General features: G+C 70.6%; 17 protein-coding genes. 6 read left to right on the forward strand and 11 right to left on the reverse strand.

Features of this window, described 5'->3' with window-relative positions:
* Nucleotides 1-149: 149 nt before the first annotated feature.
* The 3 genes from ACX27O_RS05140 to ACX27O_RS05150 are packed head-to-tail and all read right to left on the reverse strand — an operon-like array spanning nucleotide 150 to nucleotide 2,831.
* A complete protein-coding gene (locus tag ACX27O_RS05140; protein ID WP_030328940.1) occupies nucleotides 150-1,883 on the reverse strand; it encodes an ABC transporter ATP-binding protein in 1,734 nt (577 codons plus the stop codon).
* Entirely contained in the window at nucleotides 1,877-2,359 is a 483-nt protein-coding gene (locus tag ACX27O_RS05145; RefSeq protein WP_030328938.1) for a MarR family transcriptional regulator, read from the reverse strand. The genes ACX27O_RS05140 and ACX27O_RS05145 overlap by 7 nt, the downstream gene beginning before the upstream one ends.
* Before the next feature lie 25 nt (nucleotides 2,360-2,384).
* The gene (locus tag ACX27O_RS05150; protein ID WP_030328935.1) at nucleotides 2,385-2,831 is read right to left on the reverse strand and encodes a DoxX family protein; all 447 of its coding nucleotides are present in this window, start codon (nucleotides 2,829-2,831) and stop codon (nucleotides 2,385-2,387) included.
* Between the two features lie 83 nt (nucleotides 2,832-2,914).
* On the opposite strand from ACX27O_RS05150, the gene ACX27O_RS05155 reads away from it, so the two are divergent.
* Entirely contained in the window at nucleotides 2,915-3,475 is a 561-nt protein-coding gene (locus ACX27O_RS05155; protein ID WP_210861366.1) for a TetR/AcrR family transcriptional regulator, read from the forward strand.
* A 93-nt stretch (nucleotides 3,476-3,568) separates the two neighbouring features.
* Here the strand turns inward: ACX27O_RS05155 and ACX27O_RS05160 are convergent, their stop codons facing one another.
* The gene (locus ACX27O_RS05160; protein WP_030328931.1) at nucleotides 3,569-5,008 is read right to left on the reverse strand and encodes a GuaB1 family IMP dehydrogenase-related protein; all 1,440 of its coding nucleotides are present in this window, start codon (nucleotides 5,006-5,008) and stop codon (nucleotides 3,569-3,571) included.
* A gap of 157 nt (nucleotides 5,009-5,165) precedes the next feature.
* Entirely contained in the window at nucleotides 5,166-5,762 is a 597-nt protein-coding gene (locus ACX27O_RS05165; protein WP_030328928.1) for a LysE/ArgO family amino acid transporter, read from the reverse strand.
* 70 nt (nucleotides 5,763-5,832) lie between these two features.
* Here ACX27O_RS05165 and ACX27O_RS05170 point away from each other — a divergent pair, with 70 nt between their 5' ends.
* The gene (locus tag ACX27O_RS05170) at nucleotides 5,833-6,726 is read left to right on the forward strand and encodes a LysR family transcriptional regulator ArgP (RefSeq protein WP_030328926.1); all 894 of its coding nucleotides are present in this window, start codon (nucleotides 5,833-5,835) and stop codon (nucleotides 6,724-6,726) included.
* Between the two features lie 18 nt (nucleotides 6,727-6,744).
* Here ACX27O_RS05170 and ACX27O_RS05175 read toward each other — a convergent pair whose 3' ends face one another.
* Complete coding sequence (locus ACX27O_RS05175) at nucleotides 6,745-8,496, reverse strand: acetyl/propionyl/methylcrotonyl-CoA carboxylase subunit alpha (RefSeq protein ID WP_458938999.1); 1,752 nt, start codon at nucleotides 8,494-8,496, stop codon at nucleotides 6,745-6,747.
* A gap of 150 nt (nucleotides 8,497-8,646) precedes the next feature.
* On the opposite strand from ACX27O_RS05175, the gene ACX27O_RS05180 reads away from it, so the two are divergent.
* The 3 genes from ACX27O_RS05180 to ACX27O_RS05190 all read left to right on the forward strand — a co-directional run bounded on the left by ACX27O_RS05180 (nucleotide 8,647) and on the right by ACX27O_RS05190 (nucleotide 11,112).
* Nucleotides 8,647-9,258 (forward strand): PadR family transcriptional regulator, encoded by a 612-nt coding sequence (locus ACX27O_RS05180; RefSeq protein WP_030328921.1) that lies wholly within the window; start codon nucleotides 8,647-8,649, stop codon nucleotides 9,256-9,258.
* 121 nt (nucleotides 9,259-9,379) lie between these two features.
* Nucleotides 9,380-10,339, forward strand: a complete 960-nt coding sequence (locus ACX27O_RS05185; RefSeq protein ID WP_030328919.1) for a daunorubicin resistance protein DrrA family ABC transporter ATP-binding protein — start codon at nucleotides 9,380-9,382, stop codon at nucleotides 10,337-10,339.
* A gap of 17 nt (nucleotides 10,340-10,356) precedes the next feature.
* A complete protein-coding gene (locus tag ACX27O_RS05190) occupies nucleotides 10,357-11,112 on the forward strand; it encodes an ABC transporter permease (protein WP_030328917.1) in 756 nt (251 codons plus the stop codon).
* A gap of 157 nt (nucleotides 11,113-11,269) precedes the next feature.
* Here ACX27O_RS05190 and ACX27O_RS05195 read toward each other — a convergent pair whose 3' ends face one another.
* From ACX27O_RS05195 to ACX27O_RS05215, 5 genes are all read right to left on the reverse strand, one after another.
* Entirely contained in the window at nucleotides 11,270-11,923 is a 654-nt protein-coding gene (locus tag ACX27O_RS05195; RefSeq protein WP_030328914.1) for an O-methyltransferase, read from the reverse strand.
* Entirely contained in the window at nucleotides 11,920-12,693 is a 774-nt protein-coding gene (locus ACX27O_RS05200) for a Maf family protein (protein ID WP_458939000.1), read from the reverse strand. Before ACX27O_RS05200 ends, ACX27O_RS05195 begins: the two co-directional genes overlap by 4 nt.
* Before the next feature lie 218 nt (nucleotides 12,694-12,911).
* On the reverse strand, nucleotides 12,912-14,054 hold the full coding sequence (locus ACX27O_RS05205) for a S8 family serine peptidase (protein ID WP_458939001.1): 1,143 nt from the start codon (nucleotides 14,052-14,054) through the stop codon (nucleotides 12,912-12,914).
* Nucleotides 14,055-15,453: 1,399 nt separating this feature from the next.
* Nucleotides 15,454-15,912: a hypothetical protein gene (locus ACX27O_RS05210; RefSeq protein WP_279515179.1), complete on the reverse strand. Its 459-nt coding sequence runs from the start codon at nucleotides 15,910-15,912 to the stop codon at nucleotides 15,454-15,456.
* Between the two features lie 91 nt (nucleotides 15,913-16,003).
* Nucleotides 16,004-16,198, reverse strand: coding sequence for an acyl-CoA carboxylase subunit epsilon (locus tag ACX27O_RS05215; RefSeq protein WP_030328908.1), 195 nt, complete (start codon nucleotides 16,196-16,198; stop codon nucleotides 16,004-16,006).
* 90 nt (nucleotides 16,199-16,288) lie between these two features.
* Here ACX27O_RS05215 and ACX27O_RS05220 point away from each other — a divergent pair, with 90 nt between their 5' ends.
* Nucleotides 16,289-18,364: a serine/threonine-protein kinase gene (locus tag ACX27O_RS05220; protein WP_458939002.1), complete on the forward strand. Its 2,076-nt coding sequence runs from the start codon at nucleotides 16,289-16,291 to the stop codon at nucleotides 18,362-18,364.
* Nucleotides 18,365-18,388: the final 24 nt, after the last annotated feature.

Below are 18,388 nucleotides of genomic sequence, written 5' to 3' on the forward strand. Positions count from 1 at the left end.
CGGCAGCCGCTTCGGCGTCCGCGCGTCCCCGCCGGGCTGCTGCGCGGCGTCGCCGCCGGGCTGTTGTGGCGCGTCGCCTCCCGGCGTCCGCGGCTCGCCGGCCGGCTTCTGACTGGGTACGGCCGCGGTGCGGGGCTCCTCACGCTCGCTCATGCCGCCACCTCCGTCGTCTGCTGCGAGGCCACGATCTCGGCGTACGTCGGGCAGGTCTCCAACAGCTCGGCATGTCGTCCCACTCCGACGACCCCTCCGTTCTCGAGAACGATGATCTGGTCGGCGTCGATGATCGTGGAGACCCGCTGGGCCACGATCACCACCGCGGACTGTGCGGTGACCGGCCGTAGTGCCGCTCGCAGCCGTGCGTCGGTGCCCAGGTCGAGCGCGGAGAACGAGTCGTCGAAGAGGTAGATCTCCGGTTGCCGGACCAGCGCTCGGGCGATGGCGAGACGCTGCCGCTGCCCACCGGAGACGGTGGTGCCGCCCTGCGCGATCGGGGCGTCCAGCCCGCCGGGCATCTGGGCCACGAAGTCCCGGGCCTGGGCGATCTCCAGCGCCGTCCACAGCTCCTCGTCGGTGGCGTCCGGGTTGCCGTAGCGCAGGTTGCTGGCGACCGTCCCGGTGAACAGGTACGGCCGCTGCGGCACCAGGCCGATGCGTCGCCACAGCTCGTCCGGTGACAACTCCCGCACGTCCACCCCGTCGACCAGCACCGCGCCGGCGGTCACGTCGACCAGGCGGGGGATCAGCGACAGCAGTGTCGTCTTGCCCGCTCCGGTGCTGCCGATGATGGCCGTGGTGGTGCCCGGGGTCGCCCGGAAGGAGATGTCGCGCAGCACCGGCTCCACCGCTCCCGGGTACTGGAAGCGCACCCCGCGCAGCTCCAGCTCGGCCCGGGTGGGCAACTCGGTGACCGGCGCGGTGGCCGGAACCACCGAGGAGTCGGTGTCCAGCACCTCGACGATCCGCTCGGCGCACACCGCCGCGCGCGGCACCATCATCAGCATGAAGGTGGCCATCATGACCGCCATCAGGATCTGCATCAGGTACTGCAGGAACGCGGTGAGCGCGCCGACCTGGATCGCGCCGGCGTCCACCCGCTGCGCGCCGAACCAGAGCACCGCCACGCTGGAGACGTTCAGCACCAGCATGACCACCGGGAAGATCAACGCCAACAGTCGACCGGTACGCAGCGCGGTGGCGGTCAGGTCGGCGTTGGCGACGGCGAAACGGTCCGTTTCGTACGGCTCGCGGACGAACGCGCGGACCACCCGGATGCCGGTGATCTGCTCCCGCAGCACGCGGTTGACAGTGTCGATGCGGGTCTGCATCAGCCGGAAGCCCGGCACCATCCGGCGGATGATCGCGCCGAGGGCGATGGCCAGCACCGGCACGCTGACCAGCATCAGCCAGGAGAGCCCGACGTCCTCACGCAGCGCCATGAACACCCCACCGACGCTCATGATCGGTGCGGCGACCAGCATCGTGCAGCTCATCAGCACGAGCATCTGCACCTGCTGCACGTCGTTGGTGTTGCGGGTGATCAGCGACGGCGCCCCGAACCGGGCCACCTCGCGGGCGGAGAAGCGGTTGACGTGCCCGAACAGTTCGGCGCGTACGTCCCGGCCGAAGCCCATCGCGACCCGGGCGCCCAGGTAGACGGCGGCGATCGAACAGATGATCTGGATCAGGCTGACCAGCAGCATCCAGCCGCCGGTGCGCACGATGTAGTCCGTGTCGCCCCGGGCCACGCCCTGGTCGATGATGTCCGCGTTGAGGCTGGGCAGGTAGAGCGAGGCCATGGTGCCCACGAACTGGAGCAGCACCACCGCCAGCAACGGTTTCTGATAGGTGCGCAGTTGGCCGCGCAGGAGTCGGATCAGCACGCCGGGTCCTCCGCTTCGGTGGGGCGTCCGGTCATCCGCGGGTCGTCTCCGCTGCCGATGACCTCAAGCAGAAACTCCCGGATCACCTGGGCTTTCGCCGGGTCGGCGTCGACCGAGGTGAGTGGCCGTCCGGAGTGCATGAGCGCGCCGAGCGCAGCCACTCGTTCCCGGCCGGCGGGGGTGATGGCGAGTCGGATGCTGCGTCGGTCGCTGTCGTCGCGCTGCCGCTCGACCAGACCGTCACGCTCCAGCGTGTCCACGATGCCGGTCAGGGTCGCCGGGCGGACGAACCCCTTCTCGGCAACCTTGCGGTGGGGTAGCTCGCCGTGTCGGGCGAGCGTCATCAGGGTGATCATGCCGGCCTGGGTGAGGCCGTGCTCCTCGGCGAGGTAGCGGTTCCACCGCTGCCCGACGAGGTGCCCGGCCACCACCAGGAGACGGCCGAGCGGCACGTCCTGGAGGGTGATGAGTTCCACGAGAGGTAGATTAGCCCCCTGATAGTCAGGCACCAAACGAAATTACCGTGGCGGCGGCCACGAACAGGATCTGCAGGGCGGTGCGCTGGGCCAGCGGGGTGACCGGGCGGCCGGCGAGGGTCAGCTGGCGACGGGCGGCCGAGACGTTCGCCGGAAACATGGCCAGCATGAGCAGGCCGAGTCCGGCCGCCGCCACCCGGGCGGTCGCCGGCAGCAGCAGGCCGATCGCGCCGACCAGCTCCAGTACGCCGGTGACGGTGACCAGCAGGTCCGGCCGGGGCAGGCGGGGCGGGACCATGGCGATCAGTCCGGCCCGGCGGGGGCCGGCGAAGTGCGCGACGGCGGTCAGCGTGAACATCACGGCCAGTCCGACGCGCAGCGCGGGGATCCAGCCGTCCAGTGCGGCGATGCCGGCCAGGCCGGCGAGTCGGGCCAGAGCGGTGCCGGCGATCAGGGCGATCAGGGGTGCCATCGGAATCCTCCTCAACGAAACTTGTCAGTGACAAGATTCGCCGACGCGTGACATCTTGTCAATGACAAGATTAGGATTCGCTGGTGACCGACAGCCGCTCGTACCATCACGGCGACCTGCGCCGCGCGCTGCTCGCCGCGGCGCTGGAGGCCATCGAGGAGGTCGGGCCCGTCGCGCTGAGCCTGCGCGACCTGGCCCGACGGGCCGGCGTCTCGCACGCCGCGCCCGCCCACCACTTCGGCGACAAGGCGGGCCTGCTCACCGCGCTCGCCACGCAGGGCTTCGACCTGCTGACCCAGACGTTGACCGAGGCGGATGGCGACCTGCTGGAGGCCGGCGTCGCCTACGTCGACTTCGCCGTCACGCGCCGCGCGTACTTCGAGGTGATGTTCCGGCCGGAGCTGCACCGGGCCGACGACGCCGAGCTGATCGCCGCCCAGGGTCGGGCCGGCGCCGCGCTCCGCGCCGGGGTGGCGACACTACCCACCGGCGACGCGCCCGCCGACCCCGGTCGGGACGCGCTCGCCGCCTGGTCGATCGCCCACGGCTTCGCCACCCTCTGGCTGGCCGGCGCGCTACCCGACCGAGTGGGCGACAACCCCCGCGAGGCAGCCCGCACAGTCCTGCGCCGACTGACAACCTAACCCCCACCCCACTCCGGTTGATCATGAAGTTGTTGCCATGACACGCCGACGCGGGAGGCAACAACTTCATGGTCAACCGGAGTGGGGTGGGGGTTACCAGCTGGTGGGGAGGGGCATTCCTTCGGTGAAGCCGGCGGCGCTCTGGACGCCGACGATCGCCCGCTCGTGGAACTGGGTGAGGTTCCGGGCGCCGGCGTAGGTGAAGGCGCTGCGTACCCCCGCGATGATCTCGTCGATCAGGTCCTCGACGCCGGGACGGGCCGGGTCCAGGTGCATCCGGGCCGAGGAGATGCCCTCCTCGAAGACCGCCTTGCGGGCCCGGTCGTACGGGCTGTCGTCGGCGGTTCGGGCGCTGACCGCCCGGGCCGAGGCCATCCCGAAGCTCTCCTTGTACCGCCGGCCGTCCACGTCGGTGTACAGGTCACCGGGGGACTCGTAGGTGCCGGCGAACCAGGAACCGATCATCACGTTCGACGCCCCGGCGGCGAGCGCGAGCGCCACGTCCCGGGGGTGCCGCACCCCACCGTCGGCCCACACGTGCCGGCCCAGTTGGCGGGCGGCCGCCGCGCAGTCGAGGACGGCCGAGAACTGCGGCCGACCCACGCCGGTCATCATCCGGGTGGTGCACATCGCACCGGGGCCGACGCCGACCTTGATGATGTCCGCACCCGCCTCCACCAGGTCGCGTACGCCCTCGGCGGTGACCACGTTGCCGGCCGCCACCGGCACCCCCGGGTCCAGCTTGCGGACCGCCTGGAGTGCGGAGATCATCCGTGCCTGGTGGCCGTGCGCGGTGTCCACCACCAACGTGTCCACCCCCGCCTCCAGCAGCGCCGAGGCCTTGCCGGTCACGTCACCGTTGATTCCGACGGCGGCGGCGATCCGCAGCCGACCCCGGTCGTCCACGGCCGGCGTGTAGAGGGTGGCCCGCAACGCGCCCTGTCGGGTCAGCACCCCGACCAGCCGGCCCTCGGTGTCCACCACCGGGGCGAGTCGGCGACGGCCCGCCGAGAGCAGATCGAAGCCGGTACGCGGATCCGAGTCCGCCGGGACGGTGTGCAGCTCGGTGGACATCACGTGCCGCAGCTGGGCGAACCGGTCCACGCCCGTGGTGTCCGCCTCGGTGACCACACCCATCGGTCGGCCGGCGTCGTCGACCACGATGACCGCACCGTGCGAGCGCTTGGGCAGCAGGTGGATGGCGTCGCCCACGGTGTCGGTCGGGCCGAGCGTGATCGGCGTGTCGTAGACGAGATGGCGCTGTTTCACCCAGGCGACGACATTCGCCACCACCTCGATCGGAATGTCCTGCGGGATCACCGTGATGGCACCCCGGCGGGCGACCGTCTCCGCCATCCGCCGTCCGGCGACCGCCGTCATGTTCGACACCACCAACGGGATGGTGGTGCCGGTGCCGTCGCCGGTGGACAGGTCGACGTCGAGCCGGGAACCCAGGTCGGAGCGGGCCGGCGCCATGAAGACGTCGGTATAGGTCAGGTCGTGCGCGGGGACCGCGCCGTGAAGGAACCGCACCCGGCAATCATTCCCGCTCGCGGTCGGTTCCACCGCCGGTGGTCGTGGAAAACACTCGCGTCGTTGCTGGCCTGGCCCGGTTGGCGCCCGCCCGCACGGTCCGGCCGGGGGCCCGCCTGGCCCGGGTGGCCTGGTCGTTCTCCGCCGGCGAGGCCGGTCAGCCCAGCAGGAGTGCCACGGCCAGGCCGGTCATCACCACGGCGATGACCGCGTCCAGCACCCGCCAGGCGGCGGCACGGGCGAGCAGTGGCGCGAGGCGCTGTGCGCCGACGCCGAGCGCGGTGAACCAGACCCCGCTGGCCACTGCGGCGCCGGCGCCGAAGACCCACCGGTGCGGGTGTTGTTGGGCCACCCCGCCGAGGAGCAGCACGGTGTCCAGGTAGACGTGGGGGTTCAGGTAGGTGAAGGCGGCGCACGCGAGCAGGGTGGCCCCCAGGGAGGCCGGCGGCCGTTCGGTGGGCAGCAGGGCGCCCGGACGCAGGGCACGGCGGGCGGCGAGCCCCGCGTAGCAGAGCAGGAACGCCGCGCCGCCCCACCGGATCGCGGCCAGCAGGCCCGGTCGGTCGGCCACCAGCGTGCCGACCCCGGCGACGCCCGCGGTGATCAGCAGCGCGTCCGACACGGCGCAGGTCAGCACCACGGGTACCACGTGCTCGCGGCGCAGACCCTGGCGCAGGACGAAGGCGTTCTGGGCGCCGATGGCGACGATGAGCGCGATGGAGATCGAGAAGCCGGCGACGGCGGAGGTGAGCACGGACTCGACGCTAGGGCTGCCGACGATCACCAGTCCAACTAAAGATTCTGACGCAACTTAAGCTGAGCTGATGGATGGTCTCGACTCGGCGCAGCTGCGGACGCTCGCGGCGGTGGTGGCGGAGGGCAGCTTCGACGCGGCGGCCCGGCTGCTGCACGTCACGCCGTCGGCGGTGAGTCAACGGATCAAGGCGTTGGAGGAGACCGTCGGCCAGGTGCTGGTCCGCCGCGCCCGACCGTGCGTGGCGACCGACGCCGGCCGCCCGCTGCTGCGCCTCGCCGGCCAGCTGCTGCTGCTCGAACGGGAGGCGCTGGCCGACGCCCGCGGCCCGCTGGCCGGCGGTGGCCGGATCCGGGTCGCCGTGGTGGTCAACGCGGACTCCCTGGCCACCTGGTTCCCCGCCGCGCTGGCCCGGTTGCCGCAGCGGGCCGGGCTCTCGTTCGACCTGCGGCAGGACGACCAGGACCACACCGCCGAACTGCTCCGCGACGGCTCGGTGACGGCGGCGGTCACCGCCCAGCGGGATGCCGTGCAGGGCTGCCGGGTGCTGCGACTCGGCGCCATGCGCTACCGCGCGCTGGCCACCCCGGAGTTCGCGGCGTCCCACTTCGCCGGCGGATTCACCGCCGTCACGCTGGCGAGCGCGCCACTTGTCGTCTTCGATCGGAAGGACCGGGTGCAGCACCGCTTCATCCGGGCGGTGGCCGGTCGGCCGCTCGACCCGCCGGTGCACTACGTGCCGTCGGTGCCGGCGTTCAGCGAGACGATCCGGCTCGGGTTGGGCTGGAGCCTGGTGCCCGAACAGATCGCCCAGGCCGACCTGGACGCCGGCCGCTGGGTCGACCTCGCGCCGGGCCGACACCTCGACGTCCCGCTGTACTGGCAGCACTGGCGGCTGGAGTCGGACGTGCTGACCGCGCTGACCGCCGCCGTCCGCGCGGTCGCCACCGAAACCCTGCGCTGACTGGCGCCGAGCGGCGGCTCAGGCGATGGTGCAGATGGGGGCGCCAGCGGTGATCACGGCACCGACCTCGGCGCTGAGACCGCTGACCGTGCCCGCCTTGTGCGCGTGCAGCGGCTGCTCCATCTTCATCGCCTCCAACACCACGACCAGATCACCCTCGGCCACGGTGTCGCCGTCCGCCACCGCGATCTTGACGATGGTGCCCTGCATCGGCGAGGTGAGCGTGTCGCCGCCGACCGGAGCGCCGGCCTTGGCACCGCCGCCGCGCCGGGTCGGCTTGCGGGAGGCGGGTGCCGCTGTGGTCGTACTCCCGCCGAAGCCGGCGGGGAGGCTGACCTCGAGGCGCTTGCCGCCCACCTCGACCACGACGGTGTCGCGTTCGGCCGGCGCGTCGGCGGTGCCGGCGGCGGCGATGAACGGCGGCACGGTGTTGTGGAACTCCGTCTCGATCCACCGGGTGTGCACTGTGAACGGCTCGGCGGTGAACGCCTCGTCCCGCACCACGAGCCGGTGGAACGGCAGCGCGGTGGCCATGCCGTCGAGGACCATCTCGTCCAGCGCGCGGCGGGCGCGCTCCAACGCCTCGGTCCGCGTCTCACCCGTGATGATCACCTTGGCGAGCAGTGAGTCGAAGTTGCCGCCGATCACGTCGCCGGCCGAGATGCCGGTGTCGACCCGAACCCCCGGCCCGCTGGGCAGGCGCAGCGCGGTGACAGTGCCCGGGGCGGGCAGGAAGTTGCGGCCCGGGTCCTCGCCGTTGATCCGGAACTCGATCGCGTGCCCGCGCGGGGTCGGGTCCTCGGTGATCCGCAGCTTCTCGCCGTCGGCGATCCGGAACTGCTCCCGGACCAGGTCGATGCCGGCGGTCTCCTCGGTGACCGGGTGCTCGACCTGAAGGCGGGTGTTGACCTCCAGGAAGGAGATGGTGCCGTCGACGCCGACCAGGTATTCCACGGTGCCGGCGCCGTGGTAGCCGGCTTCGCGGCAGATCGCCTTGGCGCTGTCGTGGATCTGGGCGCGCTGGGCGTCGGTGAGGAACGGCGCGGGCGCCTCCTCCACGAGCTTCTGGTGGCGTCGTTGCAACGAGCAGTCCCGGGTGCCCACCACGATCACGTTGCCGTGCTGGTCGGCGAGGACCTGCGCCTCGACGTGCCGGGGCTGGTCGAGGTACCGCTCGACGAAGCACTCGCCCCGACCGAACGCGGCGACCGCCTCCCGGGTGGCCGACTCGAAGAGCTGCGGGATCTCCTCCATGGTGCGGGCCACCTTGAGGCCGCGCCCACCGCCACCGAAGGCGGCCTTGATGGCGACCGGCAGGCCGTGGTCAACGGCGAACGCCATCACCTCGTCCGGGCTGCCCACCGGGTCCGGGGTGCCCGGGACCAGCGGCGCGCCGGCCCGCTGGGCGATGTGCCGGGCGGTGACCTTGTCACCGAGGTCGCGGATGGCCTGCGGGGTGGGGCCGATCCAGGTCAGCCCGGCGTCGATGACGGCCTGGGCGAAGTCGGCGTTCTCACTGAGGAAGCCATAACCCGGGTGTACGGCGTCGGCACCGGCCCGAGCGGCGACGTCGAGCAGCTTGTCGATGCGCAGATAGGTCTCGGTCGCACTGTCCCCGCCGAGCGCGTACGCCTCGTCCGCGAGGGTGGCGTGCAGGGCGTCGCGGTCGGAGTCCGCGTAGACGGCGACGCTGCCCAGGCCGGCGTCGCGGCACGCGCGGATCACCCGGACGGCGATCTCGCCGCGGTTGGCGATGAGTACCTTGCGCACCTTCGTGGCTCCTCCCGGGCAGGTTACTGACGGGGAGTGTATCGGCCGCCCACGGCGGCCCTAACGATCGCTCAGTGTGGGATGCCGCACTGCGCCCGCCACGGTTTAGTCAAACTTGGCTATTACGCTTATCGGGTGTCTTCGACTCGGATGATGATTCTCGGTCTGGTGCGGTGGATGCAGCCCGTGCACGGCTACGACGTGCGCCGCGAGCTGTTGAGCTGGAGCGCCGACAAGTGGGCGAACGTGCAACCCGGATCGATCTATCACGCTCTGCGCAAGCTCACCGAGGAGGGGCTGCTCCGCGCCGTCGCGACCGAGCAGGTCGGCGCCCGCCCGGCGCGCACCACGTACGAGGTGACCCCCAAGGGGGAGGACGAGTTCGAGACGTTGCTGCGCAATCTGTGGTGGAACATCAGCGAGCCCGCCGACCCGTTCGTGGCGGCCTTCTCCTTCCTGCCGGCCATGCCGCGCGCCGAGGCGGCCGCGGCCCTGCGTAACCGGGCCAACCTGCTGCGCGCCGGCATCGAGTCGATGCGTGCCTCGCTCGAGTCGGACTGGGTGCGCAACCGCAAGCCGGCGCACGTGGGCTGGATGTTCGAGCTGTGGTCGGCGCGGGCCGAGGCGGAGATGAGCTGGTGCGAGCGGATCGCGGAGCGGATCGATTCCGGAGTGTCGTACCTGCCTGCTGAGCTGGATGAAGCGCAGGGTTGGTCGGGGTGGAAGGACGGCGAGGTGCCGTCCGGCACCGACACGGAATAATCAACGTTGACTAGAAAAGTTATATCGCGTTAGCCTGCTGGCGGCACAGCGGGGGAGTGCGCCGTCCGGCGTCGTCCCACTCGACGGCCGGCGCTACCGGCCTGAACGACCAGGAGCAGAAATGATCGAGACCAGGGGGCTGCGGAAGTCGTTCCGCTCCCGCGCGGGTCGAGAGACGAAGACGGTGGACGCCGTGCGGGGCGTCGACCTTGACGTCGCCAAGGGCGAGATCTTTGGCTTCCTCGGCCCGAACGGCGCCGGCAAGACCACCACGCTGCGGATGCTCGCCACGCTGATCGAGCCGGATGGCGGCGAGGCCACCATCGCGGGCGCCGACCTGCGCAAGGACCCGGCCGAGGTGCGCCGCCGCATCGGGTACGTCCCGCAGGGCGGCAGCACCTGGGACGAGTCCACCGCCCGTGAGGAACTGGTGCTGCACGCCCGGATGTACGGCATCAGCAAGGCCGACGCGCAACGCCGCGCCGCCCGCGCCCTGGACGCCTTCCAGCTCACCGAGTACGCCGACCGCAAGTGCAAGACCTACTCCGGCGGCCAGCGACGCCGGGTCGAGATCGCCCTCGGCATCATCCACGAGCCGAAGATCGTCTTCCTGGACGAGCCGACCACCGGCCTCGACCCGCAGAGCCGCGCCCACATGTGGGACGAGATCCGGCGGCTCCGCAGCGACGGCATGACCGTCTTCATCACCACGCACTACCTGGACGAGGCCGACGCGCTCTGCGACCGGATCGCGATCATGGACAACGGCGAGGTGGTGGCCGAGGGCACCCCGGCCGAGCTCAAGCGGGAGATCTCCGGAGACGTGGTGCTGGTCGGTCTCGACCTGGCCGCCACCCCGCAGGCCGCCCAGGCACTCGACGGCGAACCGTACGTCAACAAGCTGGAAACCGCCGACGAGGGCGGCCTGCGCCTCTATGTCGACGAGGGCGCCACCGCCATTCCGCAGGTGCTGCGCCGACTCGACCACGCCGGGCTGGAGCTGCGCTCGATCGAGCTGCACCGACCCAGCCTGGACGACGTCTTCCTCACCAAGACCGGCCGCTCGCTGCGCGAGTCCTGACCCCGGAGACGACTCTCATGAAATTCGCCCGTGACACCTGGCTGATCTTCCAGCGCCAGACCCAACTCCTGCTGCGCAACCCGGTCTGGGTCTTCGTCGGCGTCTTCCAGCCGGTCATGTACCTGCTGCTCTTCGCCCCGCTGCTCAAACCCGCACTGAACGCCCCCACCCAGGCCGAGGCCTACAAGATCTTCGTACCGGGCCTGCTGGTGCTGCTGGCCATCTTCGGTGGCCTGTTCCAGGGCTTCGGCCTGATCGCCGAGCTGCGAGCCGGCGTCATCGAACGCTCCCGCGTCACCCCGATCAGCCGGCTCGCCCTGCTGCTCGGCCGCTCGCTGCGCGACGTCGTCTCGCTCATCGTGCAGGCGGTCATCATCACCCTGCTGGCGCTCCTGTTCGACCTGCGGGTGTTCATCGGTGACCTGCTGCTGGCGTACCTGATGCTCGCTCTGATCGCCCTCATGACCTCGGCCGTCTCCTACGGTGTCGCCCTCAAGGTCAAGAGCGAGGACGCGCTGGCCCCACTGATGAACACCGTGGCGCAGCCGGTGCTCCTGCTCTCCGGCATCCTGCTGCCGCTGACCTTCGCACCCGGCTGGTTGCAGGGCATCGCCAACTGGAACCCGTTCTCCTGGGCGGTCGACGGCACCCGTTCGCTGTTCGCCGGTGACCTGGGCAGCGACAAGGTCTGGCAGGGCCTCAGCATCACCGCGGTGCTCGCCGCACTGGGCGTCTACTGGGCCGCCCGCCAGTTCGCCCGCAGCGTCCGCTGACCGTCCCCTGCGCGCGAGTTCCTGAAAAACGGGGTGTCCCCTGCTGGGGGACACCCCGTTTTCCGTGTTCGGCGGCCGGCACCCGGCGCCCGGCGTTGCCGGCGGCCGGCGTTTGGTGGTTGTCGGCGGGTGGCCGGCGTTCGGCGGGGGTCGGCGGTCAGCGGACCCGGGCGAGGGTCAGGCCGTCCGCGATCGGCAGCATCACCGGGTCCACCCGTACGTCGGCGAGGACCTCGTCGTTGAACGCGGCGATGGCCCGGTCACCTTCGTCCTGCGGGGCGATGACCCGCCCACCACGCAGCACGTTGTCGACGGCGATCACCCCACCCGGGCGCATCCGGGGCACCAGCTCCGCCCAGTAGATCGGGTAACCGGTCTTGTCCGCGTCGATGAACGCGAAGTCCAGGTGCCGCTCGTGCGGCAACGCCCGCAGCCCGTCCGCGGCCGGGCCGATCTGCAGGTCGATCAGATCCTGCACGCCGGCGCGCGCCCAGTAGCGCCGGGCGATGCCGGTGAACTCCTCGGAAATGTCGAAACAGGTCAGTCGCCCGCCCTCGGGCAACCCGCGGGCGATCGCCAGCGACGACAGCCCGGTGAACGTGCCGACCTCGACGGCCTGCCGTACGTCGAGCAACCGGGTGAGGAACGTCAGGAACGCGGCCTGCTCCGGCGCCACCTGCATCGAGGCGTGCTCCGGCAGCACCGACCGGGTCTCCTCGGCCAGGTCCCGGATGATCTCGTCCGGCGGGGAGCCGTGTGCGACCAGATAGGCGTGCAGCTCTTCGGTGAGCGGGATCGACTTGGTGGTCATGACCGGACGTTACCGAGCGGCTCGACGGATTGACCGCCCGCCACGGCAGGTTGGCCGCCCGGCTCGGCAGGTTGGCCGCCCGGCTCGGCAGGTTGGCCGCCGGGCTCGGCAGGTTGGCCGCCGGGCTCGACGGATTGGCCGCCCGGTGCGACCTTCGTCCACAGGTCGGTGATCCGCAGATCCAACTCGGCGAGGAGCCGGCGCAGCAGCGGCATCGACAACCCGACCACAGTCCCCGGGTCACCCTCGATCCGCTCCACGAACGGCCCGCCCAGCCCGTCGATAGTGAACGCGCCGGCCACCGCCAACGGCTCACCCGTGGCCACGTACGCGGCGATCTCGTCGTCGCTGATCTCAGCGAAGTGGACCGTGGTCGAGGCGACCGCCTCCGCCCGCCGCCCCGCATCAAGGTCAATCAAGCAGTGCCCGCTGTGCAGCACACCGCTGCGCCCGCGCATCCGCCGCCACCGCCGGGTCGCGTCGGCCGCATCGTCAGGCTTGCCGAGGATCTCCCCGTCGAAGGCCAGCACCGAGTCGCAGCCGATCACCAACGTCCGCTGATCACCGGTCGGGTTCAGTCGGCTCACCACCGCCTGCGCCTTCAGCCTCGCCAACTCCAGACACAGATCCTCGGCCCGCTCGGTCACCACCAGGGACTCGTCCACCCCGCTGACCAGCACTTCCGGCTCCACACCGGCAGCCTGGAGCAACTTACGACGGGCAGGGCTCGCCGAAGCGAGCACGAGGCGGAGCGGCAAAGTCTCAGACACGAGCCCGACGTTACCGCCCAACCCCCACCAGGCCCGACACCCCGCCCAGCGCCCCCACCGATGCCGTCCCGGCGGCCTGGGTGGTCCGGGGCCTTGGCAGCCGTCGTAGCCCGGCGGTTCGACCGCCGGCACCCTTGATCCACTCGCCTTTCAGGAAAACGCGCTATCCCATCGCCCCGGACACGGCGGTTTCCTGAAAGTCGAGTGGATCACCGCGATCACCGGCTGATTCTGGGCGGCGGATCATCACCACGACGCCGACGTCGCGCTATCACGACCCATCCCACCCCGGCGGCCACGATCACCCCAAGAGTGGCCAGGCCGCGCACGGTCGAGCCATCATCCTGACCACCCGGCTGAGCGGCAGCCGTCGTGGTCGGGCCAGCACCGGCCGGAGCGCTCACCGATTCAAAACCCAGCGGCGGTACGTCTGCCGTCAGCGCCGCCACAAGATCGATCACTCCATAGCCGTACTCGTCGTCGCGCCCAGGAGGGCCCTTGTCGACGGCGGTAGCCGTGAGCCGGTGCGCCACCTCTCGCGCCGGCAGGTAGGGGTACTTCGACCTGATCAGTGCTGCCGCGCCCGCCACGATCGCCGTCGCGCTGGAAGTGCCCGTCCCCTTCGAGTACTTTCCGCCGTAGCTGGTGCTGTAGATATCGACCGCAGGGGCGACCACATCGATCTTCGGCCCGGTGACCGAGATGGCAGCGTGTCGGCCAGCGCGATCGACACCCCCAACCGCGATAACGCCCTCTTCGCTGGCTGGGTATGCAGTCGGACTATGGGGTGCATTACCTACCGATGCCACAACTGTGATGTTAGCTGCGAGGGCCGATTTGATTGCCCGGACGAGGCGCGGTGTCGATGCGCCCCCGCTTGAGATACTAATAACTTGAGCGCTGTTGGCTATCGCGTATTCGACGGCTGCTGCGAGATCATCGGCTTCGCCGAAGTTGTCCGTACCGGCTGCCCTTATTGGAAGGATTTTGGACCTCGGTGCAATGCCGAGTGCGCCAGAACTTGCGCCCCTGCCGTGCGCCGCGATCAACCCCGCCATGCTCGTGCCGTGGCTGTTCAAGTCCTGCTGACCATCTCCCAAGCCACCCGCCACAATGTCTGTGCCCTTGAGTAAATTCTCTCGCAGGTCGGGGTGCGGATCGACGCCAGTGTCTGGAACTGCGACGACAACTCCCTCGCCCTGGCTAATCGCCTGTACTCGGGAGACGTTTAGGAAGCGAAGATGCCATTGGTCGGCTCGAATTTTCTCGGCTTGATCGAGCGTTGATGCGCCGTGCAAAAACGGCCGAGCCGCTGCGGCTGGGCTGAAGACCGCGATCGGCAGGACCATCATGACCAGCATGGCTCGGGTAATGATTAGCATTACCGCTTGAAACCGATGGCCGGACCTGGATCGATGGGTCCTTCGTCGTCGGGTGGCCGGACTACCGGAGTCACCCCCTTTTCAGTCTCCCACGGGTTGTCCGGGTCCCAGTGGGGCGGGCCGTTATCAGGCTGTCTGCGGGCGATCGGCTGGGCAGAATTCGGTTGCAAATAAGCTGGGCTGGCTAGGCCGGGGCCACCGCCGATCGGTGGGAAGCTCTGCGTCGCCGAGAAACTGCGACCCACGCCAGGCCGAGAACCAGCCCCTCCACTTGGCGCAGTGCCCGCACCCCCACCCCCAATCACGCCACCAATCGGGTTTACGCGGCGAGGTGAGTTCGCCCCTGACCCGGGCTGGCCCAAACCGATTGTCGGTGGACTTCCGATGATGCCTCCCGGCGGCATTGCTCTACTGGAGACCGGTGGCGTTGACCGATGGGCAGAACCTTCGGCCCCGGCCTGCGGCCTGCCAATTGACCCTGGTGGCCCTTGGGGGGCCATCTCGCCAACGGGTCGAATGGAGATGCCGGGCGGCGGGCCTATGGGAGCGCCTGGGGGCATCGGCGGAGGGCTTGCCAATCCGGCTGGATTTGGGTTTGGCGTGCTCGGCGTTAAGGCCGTACTCATTCCACCCAGTACGGGCCCTATGGTCGGGGGAGTCAGGGTAGGCGTAGGGCCCGGAGTCACCGTCGGAGTTTGTGACGGCGGGGCTGGCGGCGCCATCGGCACTGCGACGACCGGAGGGATGACCGGACTCTGCCCGCTCGTCTCATAAACGTCGGGATCATTTGGCTGATGGCCGGGGCGAGGTGGTGGCGGGGGTGGTTTTTGGAGGGTTGCTTGGGCTTGTTGGAGTTCGCCGCTCAAGCTGAACATCATCGACCGGGCCTGCGCGTTCAGCTGTTCCAGTTCCCCATCGGCGACAGGCGGTTGGGTGGCCCGGTTGCCCATCACCGCCTTCGGGTCGGCGACCATCGCCTCGTACGCCTGTTTCTGCTGGTACTTGGTCGCGTACTCCTCATAGATCTTGCGGAGCGCGGCGCGGGTGGTGCCGATGGCCTGGGTTGCGGCGGAGAGGGCGGTGTAGTTCGCGGCGGCGGCATCGTGGGTGCGTTGCACCTTGTCGATGAGTTCGTCGAGTTCGGCGAGGTAGGTGCGGGAGGCGGCGCTGGTTTCGGGGGGCCAGGCTGCGGCGAGGCCGCGTCGGTACTGCTGGAGGCGGCCGAGGTGGGTTTGCGCGAGGTCGCAGACCTTGCGCCAGCCGGCGACCTGCTTCCAATGGTTGGCGGTGTCGTGGTCCTGCAGGCAGGCCCACATGCTGTTGACGTCCATGAGTTGCCAGTCGGTGAGGCCGGTGGTCCGGCCGCTGCCCCGTTCGATCACGGCAGCACCACCGGCGGCTGGGCGTCGGGGCTGGTCGGGTCAGTCAGCACCGACGTGGGGCCGCCGGGCAGCATGTTCAAAGGGTTGGCGAGGGCTCGTTGCACGTCCACGACTCTGGCGGCGGTGAAGGCGTCGCTGTCGGCGTAGTGGGTGGCGACCTGGTCGGCGGCGGCGGCGAGGTGGCCGGTGGCGCCTCGGACGGCGTACACCATGTCGGCGGTGGCCTGCTGCGTCTCGTGGTGCGCGTGCAGGAAGGTGACCAGCTCGATGAAGGCGTCGCAGGGGTTGGGCAGCTTCGCGGACATGTCCTCGGCGATGTACGACAGGTGCGGCGCGTAGTTGCTCTCGACGTCGGCGGCGAGCCGGTCGGCGAACTCTCTGAGCTGGCTGATGTCGGCTTCGATGCCGCCGTAACCGCGTAGCCAGGGTGCTGGCCGGTCCTCTTCGGGGATCATGGATCCTCCCTACCCGTAGCGGCACCGTTTCCCTGAGTGAGGTTAACGGCTCAACGCCACCCTGGCAGCCCCCGTACGGCGGTCTGGCGGGTCAGCGAGGCAGGCCGGCGGCGCGCCAGCCGCGGGAGCTGCCCGGTCGGCCGCTGCGCGCCCAGGCGGACGGGGCCGTCGGCGTGGGAGCGGCGGCCGGGCGGGACCGGATGATGATCGCCCCCACCAGAGCGGCCAACTCCTCGGCGGTGGGCACGCCGCGGACGACCCGGAACAGCGGCTCTTCGGCAGACATGCCGTCAGGGTACGCGGCGCGAAGTTACCCGAAGCGCACAGTGGCGTGCCGGCGGTGTGAGCGTCAGCGGGTCCGGGTACCGTCTCACCGATGTCGAACGCGCTTCCCCAACTCGTCGCTGACCGATACCGGCTCCTGTCGCCGCTCGGCCAGGGCGGCATGGGCCGGGTGTGGAAGGCGCGCGACGAGGTGCTGCACCGGGACGTCGCCATCAAGGAGTTGGTGCCGCCACCCGGTCTCACCGATGAGGAGCGCCGCGAGATGCGCGAGCGCTCGCTGCGGGAGGCGCGGGCCATCGCCCGGCTCAACCACGCCAATGTCGTCCGCATCTTCGACGTGCTGCGCACCGACGGCGATCCGTGGATCGTCATGGAGTACGTGGCGTCGAAGTCGTTGCAGGACACGCTCGCCGAGGACGGCCCGGTTTCGGTGGCCCGCACGGTGGAGATCGGCCTGGGTGTGCTGGGCGCGCTCAGCGCCGCGCACAAGGCGGGCGTCATGCACCGCGACGTGAAGCCCGGCAACGTGCTGCTCGGCGAGGACGGCCGGGTGGTGCTGACCGATTTCGGTCTGGCCACCATCCCCGGCGACCCCAACGTGACCCGCACCGGCATGGTGCTCGGCTCACCCGCGTACATCTCGCCGGAGCGGGCCCGGGACGGCACCGCCGGTCCGGAGGCCGACCTGTGGTCGCTTGGCGCGACGCTCTACGCGGCGGTCGAGGGCAAGTCGCCGTACGCCCGCCCGTCGGCGATCGGCACCCTGGCCGCGTTGGCCACCGAGCCGATTCCGCCGCCGAAGAACGCGGGTCCGCTGAAGGCCGTCCTCAACGGGCTGCTGCGCAAGGACCCGAACGAGCGGATCACCGCCGAGGTGGCGGAGCGGTTGCTGCGCCGCGCCGGGGGCAAGCGGTCGCGCGGGATATCCCTGCTTGATGGCGTACGTCGGCCGGGGCCGAACGGTCCGCGCGAGCCGCGCCCGCCGCACGTGCCGGCGCCGCGACCTGCCGAGAGCGTCGACCAGCCGGTGTCGCCGCCGCCGGCTGCCGCTGCGGCCCCCGCTGCTGCTGCCGCTGATGCCACGCCGACGGCAGTGGTTTCCTCAGGTGCGGCCGCCGACCCGACCGCTGTGGTGCCGGCCGACCCGACGGCAGCGGCACCGGCCGAGCCGACCGCCCCTATCGACCGCCCGTCCGGGGCCGCCGCGTCCGGGGCCGCCGCGTCCGGGGCCGCCGCGTCCGGGGCCGCCGCGTCCGGGGCCGCCGCGTCCGATGCTGCCGCGTCCGGGGCCGAGCCGACCGCGACGGTCGCGGCCGCGCCCGACACGAGCGGCGACGGTACGACGAACGTCGACGACGAGCCGACGGTGGTCGACGGGCCGCCGGTGGCTCCGGAGCAGCGCAAGCCGACCACGCCGACGTCGCTGATGCCGCCGGTGGGTCCGGCCGGCCGCGCGTCGGTGCCGCCCTCGGACGGCACGAAGCCGAACAACACCCGACGTAACGTGCTGATCGGGGCGCTGGTCGCGCTGCTGCTGATCGGCCTCGCGGTGGTCGTGCCGATGCTGACCAGCGGCGACGGCGACAAGACCCCGCAGGCCGACCCGACCGGTGCTGCCGCCACCTCGGCGCCCGCGCCGACCTCCGCTGCCGCGCCACCGCCGCCCACCACCGGTGCGCCGACCCCGTCGGCCTCGGCCACTCCCTCGGTCGACCCGAACGCGCTGCCGGCCGGCTGGAAGCTGCACCGGGACCCGGAAGGCTTCGCCCTGCCGATCCCCGACGGTTGGGTGCGCCGCGACGCTGGTCAGAACACTGTCGTCTTCGACGAGTCCAACGGGCCGGGGGAGCTGCTCGTGCAGTGGACGCCGACCCCAAAGGACGACGCCTACAAGGACTGGCAGCGCATCGAGCCGGACCGCAGAGAGATCGTCAAGAATTACCAGAACCTCGGCATCAAGCGCTGTAACTTCTGGAAGACCTGTGCGGACTGGGAGTGGCTGGAGACTCGGGACGGGCAGCGGATCCACGTCCGCAACCGGGGGTTCGTGACGGCCAGCAACCGGGGCTACGCCCTGCGGTGGGAGATCGCGGAGAAGGACTGGCAGGCCAACCTGCCGAACTTCGACCGGATCGCCAAGGGTTTCGTGCCCGACCGGCAGGACTGAAACTCATTCGCATGACCTTCCGTC

Source organism: Micromonospora sp. SD19 (assembly GCF_054462275.1).